The 15,229-nt window shown below is 51.5% G+C and carries 10 protein-coding genes; 6 read left to right on the top strand and 4 right to left on the bottom strand.

Annotation, left to right across the window (positions count from 1 at the left end; genetic code table 11):
- Positions 1–87: 87 nt before the first annotated feature.
- From H6F75_RS27075 to H6F75_RS27050, 6 genes are all read left to right on the top strand, one after another.
- Positions 88–1,158, top strand: a complete 1,071-nt coding sequence (locus tag H6F75_RS27075) for a PDDEXK nuclease domain-containing protein (protein ID WP_190756406.1) — start codon at positions 88–90, stop codon at positions 1,156–1,158.
- Between the two features lie 200 nt (positions 1,159–1,358).
- A complete protein-coding gene (locus H6F75_RS27070) occupies positions 1,359–2,369 on the top strand; it encodes a restriction endonuclease (RefSeq protein WP_190756404.1) in 1,011 nt (336 codons plus the stop codon).
- 141 nt (positions 2,370–2,510) lie between these two features.
- Positions 2,511–4,931 carry a class I SAM-dependent DNA methyltransferase gene (locus H6F75_RS27065; RefSeq protein WP_190756402.1) on the top strand — a complete coding sequence of 807 codons (2,421 nt, stop codon included), beginning with the start codon at positions 2,511–2,513 and terminating at the stop codon, positions 4,929–4,931.
- The gene (locus tag H6F75_RS27060) at positions 4,922–6,214 is read left to right on the top strand and encodes a restriction endonuclease subunit S (protein WP_190756400.1); all 1,293 of its coding nucleotides are present in this window, start codon (positions 4,922–4,924) and stop codon (positions 6,212–6,214) included. Before H6F75_RS27065 ends, H6F75_RS27060 begins: the two co-directional genes overlap by 10 nt.
- Positions 6,207–9,293, top strand: coding sequence for a type I restriction endonuclease subunit R (locus H6F75_RS27055; protein WP_190756398.1), 3,087 nt, complete (start codon positions 6,207–6,209; stop codon positions 9,291–9,293). The genes H6F75_RS27060 and H6F75_RS27055 overlap by 8 nt, the downstream gene beginning before the upstream one ends.
- Positions 9,293–10,009, top strand: a complete 717-nt coding sequence (locus H6F75_RS27050) for a SprT family zinc-dependent metalloprotease (RefSeq protein WP_190756396.1) — start codon at positions 9,293–9,295, stop codon at positions 10,007–10,009. Before H6F75_RS27055 ends, H6F75_RS27050 begins: the two co-directional genes overlap by 1 nt.
- A 21-nt stretch (positions 10,010–10,030) precedes the next feature.
- On the opposite strand, the gene H6F75_RS27045 is transcribed toward H6F75_RS27050, so the two are convergent.
- The 4 genes from H6F75_RS27045 to H6F75_RS27030 all read right to left on the bottom strand — a co-directional run bounded on the left by H6F75_RS27045 (position 10,031) and on the right by H6F75_RS27030 (position 15,223).
- Positions 10,031–11,461, bottom strand: a complete 1,431-nt coding sequence (locus tag H6F75_RS27045; protein WP_190756395.1) for a cyclic GMP-AMP synthase DncV-like nucleotidyltransferase — start codon at positions 11,459–11,461, stop codon at positions 10,031–10,033.
- A gap of 2 nt (positions 11,462–11,463) precedes the next feature.
- Positions 11,464–12,465 (bottom strand): CBASS cGAMP-activated phospholipase, encoded by a 1,002-nt coding sequence (locus H6F75_RS27040; protein WP_190756394.1) that lies wholly within the window; start codon positions 12,463–12,465, stop codon positions 11,464–11,466.
- A 182-nt stretch (positions 12,466–12,647) separates the two neighbouring features.
- Positions 12,648–14,747, bottom strand: a complete 2,100-nt coding sequence (locus tag H6F75_RS27035) for a type IV secretion system DNA-binding domain-containing protein (protein ID WP_190756393.1) — start codon at positions 14,745–14,747, stop codon at positions 12,648–12,650.
- Positions 14,747–15,223: a hypothetical protein gene (locus H6F75_RS27030; RefSeq protein WP_190756391.1), complete on the bottom strand. Its 477-nt coding sequence runs from the start codon at positions 15,221–15,223 to the stop codon at positions 14,747–14,749. Before H6F75_RS27030 ends, H6F75_RS27035 begins: the two co-directional genes overlap by 1 nt.
- Positions 15,224–15,229 lie beyond the last annotated feature (6 nt).

Below are 15,229 nucleotides of genomic sequence, written 5' to 3'. Positions count from 1 at the left end.
GAGTTGGATCCTAAATAATGCTGTGGTCTTATTGGATCCGTTTTGCGCAGGCAGTATGGAGCCTAGTCTCCTGCTATAGTCTTCTTCATGCCGAAAGAGTCCCCCCTCTCGTTAGATAGCAACTACGCTGCTTTTCTTGATGGATTAAAGCGGCGCATTCGTACAGCGCAGGTCAAGGCAGCCCTCGCTGTAAACCAAGAACTCATCCTTCTCTATTGGCATATTGGGCAAGAGATTATAGCCAAGCAGAAGCAGGCAAGCTGGGGCAGTAAGGTCATTGACCATTTAGCTCGGGACTTGAAACGCGAGTTTCCCGACATAAAAGGATTCTCTCGATCAAACCTTAAATCAATGCGGGTATTTGCCGAGGCCTACACCGAGGAGCAAATTGGCCAACAGGCTGTTGGCCAAATTCCGTGGAGCCACAACATACGCATCCTAGAGAAGGTAAAAAATCCAGAGGCACGGCTCTGGTACGTCCAGCAAACCGTTGAAAACGGCTGGAGCAGAAACATCCTTGAGATGCAGATCGAAAGCGGCCTCTTTGAACGAACAGGTAGTGCTGTCACCAATTTCGAGCGAGCACTCCCTGCTCCTCAGTCTGACCTCGCACAGCAGCTCCTCAAAGACCCGTACAACTTTGATTTCCTCACCCTCGGCAAAGACGCACAAGAGCGAGAACTTGAGCGTGGGCTCGTTGATCACATCCGCGATTTTCTTCTCGAACTCGGTATGGGCTTTGCCTTCCTAGGCAGTCAGTATCCCCTCGTGGTGAGTGATAAAGAGTATCGCCTCGATCTCCTCTTCTACCATGTAAAGCTCCACTGCTATGTGGTGCTGGATCTCAAAATGGGCGAGTTTGAACCGCAGCACTCAGGCCAGATGAGCTTTTACGTTGCTGCGGTCGATAACCTCATGCGCACCGAACGTGATGCCCCCACGATCGGCATTATTCTCTGTCGAAGCAAAGACAAAACCATCGTGGAATATGCACTCCAGGGGACCCAGCAGCCGATCGGAGTTTCAACCTTTCAAACTCAGGGACAACTTCCGCCAGATATCCAAAGCAGCTTGCCTACGGTGGAACAATTTGATCTAGAACTAAGCACTGCTATTGAGGAAATGGAGGATGGGGAAGTTGACACTACCGACGATTAGTTAGCGCCAATACGCTCTCGCACCAGTGGTGCGAGTTTTGCGCGTACCCTCTCTACTCGCCCACCGACAATACCTCCTAGCCCATTTTCCATCATGACTGTTACAACAGTGGGGGTTCGAGGCGTATTCTCAAGCCACAGCTCCCAACCGTAAAGCGATTCACTTTCGATAATCTTTATCTGTAGCAGAGCCATTCATTTATGGGCGACGTCACTATCTGGGGCATACATGCAGGAAAAACCGGTGATGCAGACACCCTGTTTCTTAAGAAAAAGTTCGTCGCTGTCGGCTGGTCAAAAGTGGGTGGTCTCACTTCTCTTCCCCCAAACCGAGAAGCGTTTAAGGCCCGCGTCGCAGAAACCTACCCAGAGAAAAAGCCTGGTGCAATTCCCAATAATGCAGGCCAGCTCCTCCGCTTCGTCCATGAAATAAAGCTGGGTGACCTCATCGTCTACCCCTCCAAGCGTGATCGCGAAATCCACATCGGTGAAGTCATAGGTCCCTACCGATACGACCCGGCTATTGAGCCTGGATACCCTCACCTTCACGAGGTGAAGTGGTTAAAAAGCGTTCCTGGCACCCGCTTCTCCCAAGGCGCTCTCTACGAAATAGGCTCGGCAATGAGCTTATTCCAGGTAAAGTCCTACGCAGAGGAGTTTATCTCTGCCACTCAAGGTGCTCCAGCACCACAGGCAGGCACTGATGATGAAACCGTTCCGATCGTCGCTGATGAAATCGAGCAAACTACCCGCGACTTCATTTTGAAGCAGCTGGCCCAGAAGTTGAAGGGCCATGACTTCGCCGACTTTGTTGCCCATTTACTGGGCACCATGGGGTACCGCACTCGTGTAAGCCCTCCAGGCCCTGATGGCGGTATCGATATCATCGCTCACAAAGATGAACTGGGCTTCGAGCCACCCATCATCAAAGTGCAGGTCAAGAGCAACGAGGGAAGCGTCGGGAACCCCGTTGCCTCTGCTCTGTACGGCAACGTCGGCCCGGGCGAGTTTGGCCTCATCGTCACTCTGGGTACCTTTACTAAGCAGGCGGTGTCATTTGCCCTTGGCAAGAGTAACCTCCGACTCATCGACGGCAACGAGTTAGTAGAACTTGTACTCCAGCACTACGAGCAATTCGATTCGCGGTATAAGGGACTCCTGCCGTTAAAGCGAGTCTACGTGCCAGAGGTTCTGCAAAGATCCGAAGATTAGCACCCTGATACGGAACTCCTTCCGCAGAATAGGTAACAAACGAGCACACGCATGAGTCAACTGGAAACCATCAAAGCCATCGAGAAACGTCTGTGCAGAGCCTCTGCCATTCAATTCGCCATAGCACTGGAGGCATAACTGATGGCCATCAAGAAGTCTGACCTCTACTCGTCCCTCTGGGCTTCCTGCGATGAACTCCGTGGCGGCATGGATGCCAGCCAGTACAAGGACTACGTCCTGTTCATGCTGTTCATCAAATACATCTCCGACAAGTATAGTGACTCTGACGATTTTGCCCCACCAGTTGTGATTCCGCCTGGGGCAAGCTTCAAAGATATGATTGCGCTTAAGGGCAAAAGCGACATCGGCGACAAGATAAACACTCAGATCATTCAGCCACTCATTGACGCCAACGCTCGCCTCGCACGGAGCGACTTTCCTGACTTTAATGACCCCAACAAGCTTGGCGAGGGCCAAGAGATGATCGACCGCCTTACTAACTTAATTGGCATCTTTCAGAAACCAGAACTCGACTTTTCCAAGAACCGTGCGGAGCATGACGACATCTTGGGCGATGCCTACGAATACCTGATGCGGCACTTCGCCACCGAAAGTGGCAGAAGTAAGGGCCAGTTCTACACCCCATCTGAGGTAAGCCGAGTGATCGCTAAGGTGATCGGCATCGCGCCTCAGAACGCCGTGGCGTCTACCACAGCTTATGACCCTACCTGCGGCTCAGGCTCGCTGCTACTGAAAGTGGCGGCAGAGGCTGGGAAGCACATCACCCTAGAGGGGCAAGAAAAGGACGTGACCACTGCTGGTCTTGCTCGGATGAACATGATCCTGCATGACTTTCCGACGGCTAACATCCTTTCGGGCAACACGCTCGCAGCGCCCAAGTTCAAAGACGGCGAGCAGCTTCGCACCTACGACTATGTGGTCGCAAATCCACCCTTCTCTGATAAGACATGGAGTACGGGGCTTTCGCTTACTAGCGATTACTTCGAGCGTTTCGCCTGGGGAGTGCCACCCACCAAGCAGGGGGACTATGCCTACTTACTCCACATTATTCGCTCCATGAAGAGCACTGGTAAAGCTGCCTGCATTTTGCCGCACGGGGTGCTGTTTCGCGGCAACGCTGAAGCCGTTATCCGTCAACAGCTCGTGCGATCAGGGTACCTAAAAGGCATCATTGGCCTTCCTGCTAACTTATTCTACGGCACCGGCATCCCCGCCTGCATTTTGATACTGGATAAAGCAAATGCCACCGCTCGCAAGGGCATTTTTATGATCGATGCCTCCAAAGGCTTTAAGAAGGATGGCAACAAGAACCGGTTGCGGGAGCAAGATATTCACCGCATTGTGGACGCCTTTAATAAGCAGGTGGATGTTGATCGCTATGCCCGTATGGTGCCCTTTGAGAGAATCGCCGACCCGAAGAACGACTATAACCTCAATCTCCCCCGCTACATCGACACTACCGAACTAGAAGACCTCCAAGATATTGATGGCCACCTGCGCGGCGGCATCCCAGAGCGAGATATTGATGCCTTAGATGCATATTGGCAGGTTATTCCTGGCGTGCGGACCGCCCTGTTCCAGCCAGCGGAGCGCCCTGGGTACTTTCACTTGTGGCTTCAGATTGCTGAGATAAAGTCTGCCATTTTCGCTCATGTTGAATTCACAGCCTTCAATGCTGCCGCTACTAAGATTTTTGAGCATTGGAAAGCGGCAAACCGTCCACGGCTCATTGACTTTGGCAAAGATGGGCATCCGAAGGAGCTGATCGAAACCATTGCCGAGGATTTACTCGCCCTTTTCAAAACGGCTCCGCTGCTAGATACCTATGACTTGTACCAGCACCTGATGGACTACTGGACTGAGACCATGCAGGACGATTGCTACATCCTCTCTGCTGATGGCTGGGTGACTGAAACCTACCGCATTGTGGAAATCGACAAGAAGGGGAAGACCAAAGATAAGGGCTGGGCCTGCGATTTGGTGCCAAAGCCCTTGATTGTGGCACGTTACTTCGCCACAGAACAGGCTGCCATTGACGCGAAGCGGGGGGAACTCGAAACCATCACCGCAAGCCTTGCGGAGCTGGAGGAAGAACACGGTGGTGAAGAGGGTTTCCTCGGTGCGTTGGAGAAAATCAATAAGGCTGAAGTAAGCGCACGGCTTAAGGACATTAAAGACGACAAAGAAGCCACAGACGAAACCGCCGTGCTTAAAGCTTGGCTCAAACTCAACACAGCAGAAGCAAGCTACAAAAAGGCGATTAAAGACGCTGAGGCAGCGCTCGATACCCTCGCCTATAAAAAATACCCGCAGCTTACGGTGGATGAGATTCAGACGCTGGTGGTGGATGACAAATGGCTGACCACCCTGGCAACCGCCGTGCAAGGTGAACTTGATCGCGTGTCGCAGACGCTCACGGGACGAATTCGCCAACTGGCAGAACGCTACTCCATACCGTTGCCGAAGCTGGTGGAGGAAGTTAAGACCCTGTCGGAACGTGTGGAGGAACACCTTAAAAAGATGGGGGCGGTATGGAACTGAAGCCCGGATATAAGCTGACTGAGGTGGGGGTGATTCCTGAGGATTGGCGCATTGAAAAGATCGGTAAGTTGATCGACGAACAAGCAATCCTTGATCATCTTGATGGAAATCATGGTGAACTGTATCCACGTAGCCATGAATTTAAGACATATGGAATACCATATATTGGAGCAAACGACTTTGTAGAAGGGCTCGTCAAATTTGAGAGTTGCAAGTTTTTAGCCTATGAGCGAGCTGTTCAATTCCGAAAGGGCATTGCCAGAGATGGAGATGTTCTCTTCGCTCACAATGCAACTGTAGGTCCAGTCGCGTTGCTACGCACCAATGAACCATTCGTAATTCTTAGTACCACTGCAACTTATTTCAGGTGCAATCCAGAAAAATTACATAATCTATATTTCAAGGTTGCGCTTCAGGCTGAGTCATTTGTTAGGCAGTATCAGTCTGTAATGGCTCAATCTACACGCTTTCAAGTTCCAATTACCACCCAACGGAAATTGGAACTAATTATTCCCCCCCTCCCCGAACAAACCGCCATTGCCACCGTCCTCTCTGACACCGATGCGTTGCTGGAATCCTTGGATCGTCTGATTGCCAAGAAGCGCGACCTCAAGCAGGCCACTATGCAGCAACTCCTCACAGGCAAGACGCGCTTGTCGGGGTTTGAGGGTGAGTGGGAGCATGATGAACTGAGACAACTCGTTCAGATACCGATCACAGATGGGCCACATATGACACCCCGTTTCCTAAAGAGTGGTGTTCCCTTCCTCTCTGTTAATAACCTTAGTGACAATCGAATCGACCTAACTGATCTGCGCTACATTTCTAAGGCTGACGACCAACTCTTTTCAAAGAAGTGCAAACCGAAGAAAGGCGATGTTCTTATAGGAAAGGCAGCCTCTGTTGGCAAGGTAGCAATCGTTGAGAATGAATTTGACTTCAATATATGGTCGCCAATCGCCTTGGTTCGAGTAAATTATAGGCTGGATGCAAAGTTCCTATATTATCAGTTGCAGAGCTTTGATTGTGTAAGGCAAGTCGTCTTGCTGACCAATGCATCATCACAGGGCAACATTGGGATGAACGATATCGAGAAAATTAATATCAGCTATCCATCAATTCAAGAGCAGGTATCTATCGCCACCATCCTCTCTGACATGGATGCCGAAATCACCACCCTAGAGCAGCGCCGCGACAAAATCCGCGCCCTCAAACAGGGAATGATGCAAGAGCTACTGACTGGCAAGACTCGTCTCATCGCCCCTAGAGGTGTCCATGCCTGAACAACCCCGCTCCGAACGCCATACCCAAAATCGCGTAGTCGCGCTGTTCACTGACACCACCCGCCCCGATAGCCTAGGCTATCGGTATCTCGGCGATTGGCATGATCGCACCAACAACCGCCCCATCGAAACCGAACTCCTGCGCCAAAACCTGACCACACGGGGCTACTCTGCTGCTCACATCTCTGCCGCCCTGCAAAAGCTCGAAACCGCTGCCGACGCAACCGGCATCACTCCCTATCAAGCTAACCTCCGTACCTACCAGCTGCTTCACTACGGCATCCCCGTCCAAATATCCGTCAGCCAGGCCCACGAAACGGTGCACCTCGTTGATTGGGATCATCCTGAAGCTAACGACTTTGCCCTCGCCCAAGAGGTCACCCTCAAAGGCAGTCACGAGCGCCGCCCCGACATAGTTCTCTACTTAAACGGCATTGCCATCGGTGTCATCGAACTCAAACGCAGCTCAGTCGGCATTGGCGACGGCGTGCGGCAGCTCATCACCAACCAAGAAGAGATTTTTAATAAGGGCTTCTTTAGCACCGTCCAGCTCGTCTTTGCCGGTAACGACTCCCAAGGGCTTTACTACGGCACGACCGGCACTCCAGAAAAGTTCTTCGTGAAGTGGAAAGGTGAGCGCATTAGCAACACCCCACCCACCACAGGTTCTCTGCTAGACCAGCCTCTAGCAGAAATGTGCGAGAAATCTCGCCTGCTCGACCTCATCCGCAACTTCATCATCTTCGACGGCGGCCAGAAGAAAGTGCCCCGCCCCCACCAGTTTGCTGGGGTCAAAGCTGCTCAAAAACGCATCAGCCAACGAGAAGGCGGTGTTATCTGGCACACGCAAGGCAGCGGCAAAAGCATCCTCATGGTGCTCATTGCCAAGTGGCTACTAGAACACGACCCCGAAGGCCGCATCCTCATCATCACTGATCGTGACGAGCTAGATAAGCAGATCGAAGGAGTCATGAAAAACGCGGGCATTATTAGCCCCGACTCGCCATCGCCCCGCATTACCTCCCGTGCTGACTTCGTGCAGAAGCTCACAGCTCCCATTCCCCGCGTGCTGTGCGCCCTCATTCACAAGTTTGACCTGAACATCAACAGTGAACCACCAACCCCTCACGGGCGCTTCTACGTCTTTGTGGACGAATGCCACCGCACCCAAGGCGGGAACCTTAACAAACAGATGAAGCGCTGGCTTGAGAATGCTATCTTCATCGGGTTCACCGGCACACCTCTCCTGCGAAGAGACAAGGAAACCACCCGCGATGTCTTCGGCACCTACATCCATACCTACAAGTTCCATGAGGCCGTGGCAGACAAGGTAGTGCTGGATCTAAAGTACGAAGCTCGCGCCGTTCCCCAGCGTCTCACCTCCCCAAAGGCTATTGATGCCTGGTTTGACCAAAAGACCAAGGGGCTTAATAGCTATCAGCAAGCCGTTCTCCGCAGGCGCTGGGCCACGCTAGAAGAGCTGATGAGCGCTGGCGAACGAAAGCAGCGCATCATCGCCGACATCATTCACGACTTTGGCGTACTGCCTCGCCTCAATAACAATCGCGGCACCGCTATCCTAGTAGCCGCTTCCATCTTCGATGCCTGCCACTACTTTCGCCTCTTCCAGAACACGTCCTTTGGCGAATACTGCGGCATCATCACCTCCTATGAACCCAATGCCACAGCTATCTCAAAAGAACCGGCCAACAGCGACGAACGCTACAAGTACGACACCTACACCAAGCACGTTCTAAAGCACGGTCAGACCACCAAGAAATACGAGGATGAAGCAAAGCGCCGATTCATTGAGGAACCCGCCAACTGCAAGCTGCTGATCGTTGTGAGCAAGCTCCTGACAGGCTTTGATGCCCCCTCCTGCACCTACATTTACCTCGACAACGAGATGCGCGATCACACTCTTTTTCAAGCCATCTGCCGCACCAATCGCTTAGATGGCGACGATAAGGACTTTGGCTATATCGTCGATTACAAAGAGCTCTTTGAGCAGGTGGAGCACTCCATTGCCGTTTACAACTCCGACAAACTCGACCCCGACAACGGCGACAATGCAAACGTCATTGTGAAGGACTATGTGCAGGAGGGAAGAGCCCAACTCGACGCCGCTCGCGAAGCGCTGCATTACCTCTGTGAGCCGGTGCCACTGCCCCGCGAACTAGAGCAGTACCTCCATTACTTCTGCGGCAGTGCTGACGACCCATTGGCGCTCAGCACCACCGAACCGCTTCGTATCTCCTTCTACAAGGCCACAGTCACCTTTCTCAGGGCCTACGCTGCCATGAGCCGCAATCTTGAATCCGCTGGCTACTCTGCGGCTGAAATCGCTAGCCTAGAGCAGGAAGCACAGTTCTACACCGACACGCGAGCAGCGATTAAAAAGCATTCTGGTGAGGAGCTAGACATTAAGCCGTATGAGGCTGATATGCGCCACCTCATTAACACCTACATCCAGGCTGACCCCTCTGAGACACTCGGCAACTTAAGCGACCTCACCCTCACCGACGCAATCATCGCCACCGGCATCCATGACACGATTGCCCAAAAACTTAACAAGAAGGGGAATCTCTCGAAGAATGCGATCGCCGAAGGCATCATCAACAACGTCCGTAAGACCATCATCCGAGACCAGCTCACCGATCCCAGATTCTACGATGAGATGTCGAAACTGCTCGATGACCTAATCAAGCAGAAACGGGATGATACCGAGTCCTACGAGGAGTTCCTAAAAGCAGCTGAAGCTTTAGCCCAGAAGCTCGGGCGCAAGCAGCCTACCGACGGAGTACCTGCCGAATTACATGGCAAGCCTGGGGCGATCGTCTTGTTTAACAACCTACCAACCATTGAGGCCACAACCTTCCAATGCCCTGAAAGCTCTGAGGAGATAGCGGTGCTCGCCCTCACACTGGATAAGGCTATGCGCGAGCGAGCACCAGCGGGCTGGAAAGGTGACGAAACTCGCGAAGCCCAGGTTCTCAACGCTATATTCCCTATAATGTCTCGTGATCGAACAGCGACACTGGCGATCTTCGAGATCATCAAGAATCAGGGCAGCTACTGATGGCCGAAACAATTCAAATTGGGGAAATCCCTATCACCGTCACCCTCAAGGATGTGCGTAACGTTCACCTATCTGTTCATCCCCCCGATGGCCGCGTGACTCTGGTCGCTCCCATATCTACCCGTCTTGACGTGGCTCGTGCCTATGCGATTAGCAAACTCACCTGGATCCGAGAGCAGCAGCGCAAACTCTTCAATCAGGCCCGGGAAACTCCCCGACAACTCATTGAGCGAGAGAGCCACTATCTTTGGGGACGACGCTACCTGCTCACTGTTGTTCAGCAGGAAGCCAAGCCAAACGTAACGCTTGACCACAAGCGCATCACCCTCCACATTCGGCCTGGCAGCGATGCCACGAAACGAGCTGAAGTCTTTCATGAGTGGCACAAGTCATTGCTACACGAGGTCATCCCATCATTCATCCAGAAATGGGAGCCAAAGCTTGGGGTAGAGGTAAAGAGCTACTTTCTCCAGCGAATGAAGACCAAGTGGGGCAGCTGTAACCATCAGGCTGGCCATATCAGGCTCAACACTGAGCTTGTAAAGAAGCCCAAGGATCTCCTCGAATACGTCATCGTTCACGAGATGGCGCATCTCTTGGAGCCAACACACAGCGATCGCTTTGTTACCATCCTCAATGAGCACTATCCTACCTGGCGCGAAGCTCGGGCCGAGCTCAATGAGCTGCCGCTTGCGGCAGAGCCTTGGCAGAAGTAGCCCTGGCAGCACCCTTGATAGTTACTGAATCACCACGAAAAACCGACCGCTCCTTCCCCAACATGTCCGAGTCCGTTTAGACACCGCGAAAGCCTCTACCCAGTGTGCTCCGTGGTACTCGGTTGATTCCCACCGCACGCCGGGATCATGAGAGGAGTAGATCTCCCCTCGCAGAGTATCTGCTATTGCCGCTTCCTGATCGGTGTTCACAACCTGCCAATGTACATCAAAGCTGTTAGCTGGCAGGGAAAGTCCATTTTCCTGAAATGCTTCAAACCGAATCCATCGATCTTTGTCCAGCACATCCCCAGAGCGAAGAAGCCTCAGGTTATCGTTGCGCCGTCTTCCAGAAACCTCCGTAACTCGCAACGCCACATTGAGTTGATTATCAACCCGCCAAGGAAGTCGCTCTACATAAGGCAACCTCGGCGAAATTAGCCCATCTAAGATGCCACTCCCATGATAAATTACTGCGGCTACTACATCACGACTTTGAAATGTCTGTAGCAGCAATGTCTTTGAAAAGGTGGCACTTGCAATTACTTCACCTTTAGCAAAGTCATCACCAAATACTCGCCTCCATTTCCGAATACTTTCGTTCTCATCCTCTTCATCGTAGGCATCATCAATCCACTCCCGGTACCGGTGAATACAGTCTCTAAAGTTATCGTATTTTGCCTGATCCCAGTGACGGTTAAAGGTTTCGGTAGACAACACTGGGTTCTCGACCAGAGGCATTTCTTCGTTCTCTTGAAGAAAGTTATCCAGCCGATCTACCAATGTCTTTAGAGACGTAGGCAAATCTGGGTAATGGAGAGCCCGATTATAGGAATCGAGAACCTCAACCATATTCCCTACAAGGGTAGTCAACAGAATTGACTTAACGCCAAACCTACCTTTGATATCTCGAAGGTATTTGAGCAGCCGCACTGAGTGGATAAGCATGTTGTTTCCCGTCCACTCATTTCTCTGCGCAAACCACGCAGAGTATGCTTCAGGTGCTGCATCCTCGAATTCATTGTCGTTGCGATTGCAGACCTCAAACGCCTGACTATAGTAATCCGTAGTAACACATGGAACGACATCAAGGTGGAAATCACCCGCATAGTCGAGCACAACGCAGCGGTTTCCACGGGTTGCCTTATCTTCGTAAACCCCAGAGGCCTTGAAGAGAGCATACAGGTTGTTCACATAGTCTTGTGGCTCCCAGTCAGGATGACGTTCCACAAACATCACCAAATCGGCATCAAACTCTTTGTCAGTCTGCGGCTTGATGATTGTCTGATGTGCCCATGACCCTTGAGGCGAAAATCTGATAATTGTTGCCTCATAGCCACTGGGCTCCAGGAACTCCTGAATTGCCTTGACGTGGCCTTCCAGTCTATCGATTCGGGTCTGATTGAGGTTTACGACATCCTCTAGGAATGTTTCAAATTGCTCAGTTAGTTTCATGACTAATTCTCAGGAAGTGTGTACAGAGGTTCAAAGGGCTCAGCAGGTTCCGCAAAGAAAACTCTCTCTAAACTTGGGAACCTCTCCCGTGCGTGGGAAAAACCAAGTCCCTTCAGATCTTTGATTGCAGACACTCCATCCATAGAGTAGATTCCCGATGGAACTGCCTGATTGACTCTAAATATAGCGTCTCGCTCATGTTCATGTCCGGTAAGAAGCTTAGCGATTCCCATAGCCCCGTGGGACTGGCCACTCATAAATAAGGAAACGAGTTTTGTTCCAAGGGAGCCAATACCAGCTGCTTTTGGTAGTGTATAGACCTCATCCAAACACCCTAAGCTCAACACAGAAATTTGGTCTCCAGGCCAGTTTAGAACTCCAACAGCTTCAGTAACGCCAACAGCAATAGGGTTATTGGCCCAGATTCCTCCATCGATAAGACCCACGCTCTCTTGGGTAATGTGTTGCTGGAAGTAAGTAGGGGCTGCTGAAGTAGCAAGAGCTGCATCCACAACAAGAGATTTATAATCTGTCTTAAACCGTGAGTGATGGGGTGTCTTGTAGATATAGACAGTCTGCGCGATTGGATTCCACGCAGGGATAACTAACCGATGCTTAGCTTCTCCCAAGCGCTTTTCTCCAAAAAGTTCAACGAGGATTGCTCGGAGGCTATCTGAACTATATTTTCTCTGGTAGAGCCAGCGTATGGCACGCAGCTTATTATTGAGAAGATTCTGGAGCGGAGTCTGATGTTGTCCAAAGATCTCCGGGCCTCGTCTTTCATAAAGGTCTAGAATATCAGCTGCTCGAAGCCCCATCCCAAGGCCAAGAGCAATAATGCCTCCGGTAGAAGTACCTGTAATCAAGTCGAAGTATTCGCCAATAGGTCTATCGAGTTGGCTTTCAATTCCAGCAAGAAAAGCAGCAGGGAATGTTCCTAGTATTCCTCCACCATCTATCGATAAAATACGTCTTTTTTTCTGCTCAACTATACCTTCATTCATTCACATTACCTGGATTTATAGCTCTCTCAATTCTAAATGAGGCAGAGCTATGACGACGAATCCAGTATATTGCCTACAAACTAATGTCGTTATAGCTAAATGGCTATTCAAAGCTCAATTTACTACAGGATTTACTTAGCAAAAGCCTGCATAAACCTAATGACTAATACGCGGAACACCGCTCACATCGGTGGAAAATCATATCCCGGCGCGGCGCTATCATCTTCACCACGCCCCATACTTTCAGCGACATTCTCATCGTCATCTTCTTCTTCCATCCAAATAAGTGGATACACCACCTGAGGAGACCCCTCCTCGCCGCTACTCATACTCACCACACCATTCTCCTTATCCCCACCACCACCGTCAAAGGCCCAGTCCCCAGATGTTGCCCAGCTAGAAGGAATGCGCTCTACAGGCACTTCTTTAGACTGCTGTGCAGGAAAGATGAGAAACCGCTCACCGTAGAGCTGGTGCCGCATCCACCCGACCCACAAAGACGACAGTGTATGCTCCCAGAGCATCCCGACCTCCGTATCGAGGTCAACCGACATATAAGAACCGGGGAGTCCGACACCTGGCTTCTGCATTTGCTTCCCAGACAAATCACTGGGGAGTGTCAAGGGCTCGATCTTTTCATCCCACTGGTGAGAGATCGATATACTCCGATCACTCCCATTCACCGAGCGGCTCTGCCGATACCGCTCAAGCTGCCGCTGCCCAATCGCATCAGAGACCTTCTTCGCAGAATCAGCATCCATCCGGAAGAATCCACAATGCCCGAACTGGCCGATAATCTGGCTTGCGATCTCCCGCCCATACAACTCTTCAATGCCAAGCCATGATTGGAAGCCCCAAACAATAGCCGCCCCCTTAGAGCGCCCAAACACAAGGAGGTTTTCAAGCTTTGGCAACCGCCCCACCATAAATGCCTCATCAAAAACCACCCAGGTTCTTCGCTTCCTTGAATCCTGTTGGCCTTCAATCTCCTGCACCACACGCGCAAAAATGAGCTGATACATTGCCTGCATCACGACATCGTTTCGGTTCGCGCGCCCGAGGATAAGTACATAGTTGTCGCGGCCACGATTATTAGCCCACGATTGGAGGCTTATCCTACCGTTTATCTCCCCAAGCTTCCGCCATGCCGCAGCAACCGTGGCAAGCCTCCCTAAGTAGGTAAACGCCGTCGCTCTTACATCGTGGCCGCTCTTTGATTCAATACCTTCACGCATCTCAAAATAAAGCCCCATGAGATTCCGCCCAGCAGGCGTCCGCGCTAACAGTGCTTTAAGCTTCTCCTGATCGCGCATCGTGCTTACTACATCAAACAGATCCCATGTCTCCTCATTGGTAAGGAAGGTCATGGCAATCCCAACAAAAAGCTCTTGTGCTGCCATAGGGAAAAAAGGCTGTGCATCTTTGCGAAGCGGTAGAAGTATCTCCGCCATCTCGCGAGCCCCGGCTTCGTCTTCACAATCAGCTTGGATATCCCAAGCCACTGACCGCATATCAAAGGGGTTAAAAAGCTTCCACGGCACATCCATTCGAGTCACAAAGGGAATGGCCACCCCTTTGTGGTCGTACACGAGCGCTCGGTGATCAGGTTCCCTCCCAACAGCAGGCAGCACGTTCCACAGAAGCACATCAATACTGAACGACTTCCCTGCCCCCGTACGCCCGATAAAGAGAAAGTGCTGGGTAGCTCTTGCTACTGCGAGATATACGCCACCCAAAAAGGGGCTAAACCGCTCCCTCTTTTGAAGGAGCCGCCGCATTTTGGAGAAACCAATCTGGTGACTTCCCCGAAGATGAACCTCCCTTGATGGCTGCCCAGGCACCCGCACTACCACTGGCCCCAAAAAACCAAACACTCCCCCTGCGCCAAAAATGATGCCGACTAACGCCGCTAATCGCGGCGCATCAGACAACTGAGACAACGCGAGACGATACGCAAGAACACCGCCCACAATAGGAAGTACCCAGAAGAGCATCGCCAAAGCACCTGCCCCAATGCCAAGTAAGAGCCAAGATCCGAGCCCTTTACCTTCCCCTCGAATCCGCACCAAGGTGAGGCTGTACCCTACGACCGAAAGCACCCACAGGGCATACCCTCCGTAAATAAGGAACGGAACAATGCCTCCTTCAGTTATCCACTCAAACCCAAGGAACGTAAGTCCCTCAGTTATAAGCAATGCTGCCGGATGAATTCCCTGCCAAAGAACACAACCAACCAATCCATAGAGAGCAAACGAAACGCACAACCAAACGATCTTGTTCATCACTTCCTCCGATGGGGGTACTCGGCCCCTACTTTCTCGGCGATTGCATTTCGGTACATCACCACGAGCGATTCCTGAAGCACGAGCGAAATCCCAAATCCAAAAAAGCCTCCGAGTGCCCAGCTTAAGAATGAAGACGTTCCTACCTGATGAAGAAAGATGCTGTACGAAAAGTAGACACAGAGCGGAATGGATATAACGCCAAGCCCAAACAGGATGGTCCACTTCACCACACACACCACAATCCAGATGTGGCGGATGGACTTATCAATGTCGAGTTGAAAGAAGAGCCCCCCCAGGTAATGGTTGTAGAGCTGCAAGGCGAGCACACTCGCAAACACACTCAGAAACCAAACAATGGAAGTAGGGAGTGAATCAGGGAGGTAGTAGTCTGCTAGTCGATATCCTCCCACTGCAATCGGAATAAGGCCCACTAGGGCAATCATCTTCAAAAGCCAAATAACACCATGCCGCATGATAGT

It is taken from the genome of Nodosilinea sp. FACHB-131, from assembly GCF_014695395.1.
GTDB lineage: Bacteria > Cyanobacteriota > Cyanobacteriia > Phormidesmidales > Phormidesmidaceae > Nodosilinea.
The sequence above is the reverse complement of the archived record's forward strand: the minus strand, read 5'-3'. Positions and strand labels throughout refer to the sequence as shown.

Bases quoted from the DNA above. Each gene is read 5' to 3' on its own strand.
- H6F75_RS27075 (WP_190756406.1), top strand. From the start codon at position 88: ATGCCGAAAGAGTCCCCCCTCTCGTTAGATAGCAACTACGCTGCTTTT.
- H6F75_RS27070 (WP_190756404.1), top strand. From the start codon at position 1,359: ATGGGCGACGTCACTATCTGGGGCATACATGCAGGAAAAACCGGTGAT.
- H6F75_RS27065 (WP_190756402.1), top strand. From the start codon at position 2,511: ATGGCCATCAAGAAGTCTGACCTCTACTCGTCCCTCTGGGCTTCCTGC.
- H6F75_RS27060 (WP_190756400.1), top strand. From the start codon at position 4,922: ATGGAACTGAAGCCCGGATATAAGCTGACTGAGGTGGGGGTGATTCCT.
- H6F75_RS27055 (WP_190756398.1), top strand. From the start codon at position 6,207: ATGCCTGAACAACCCCGCTCCGAACGCCATACCCAAAATCGCGTAGTC.
- H6F75_RS27050 (WP_190756396.1), top strand. From the start codon at position 9,293: ATGGCCGAAACAATTCAAATTGGGGAAATCCCTATCACCGTCACCCTC.
- H6F75_RS27045 (WP_190756395.1), bottom strand. From the start codon at position 11,461: ATGAAACTAACTGAGCAATTTGAAACATTCCTAGAGGATGTCGTAAAC.
- H6F75_RS27040 (WP_190756394.1), bottom strand. From the start codon at position 12,465: ATGAATGAAGGTATAGTTGAGCAGAAAAAAAGACGTATTTTATCGATA.
- H6F75_RS27035 (WP_190756393.1), bottom strand. From the start codon at position 14,747: ATGAACAAGATCGTTTGGTTGTGCGTTTCGTTTGCTCTCTATGGATTG.
- H6F75_RS27030 (WP_190756391.1), bottom strand. From the start codon at position 15,223: ATGCGGCATGGTGTTATTTGGCTTTTGAAGATGATTGCCCTAGTGGGC.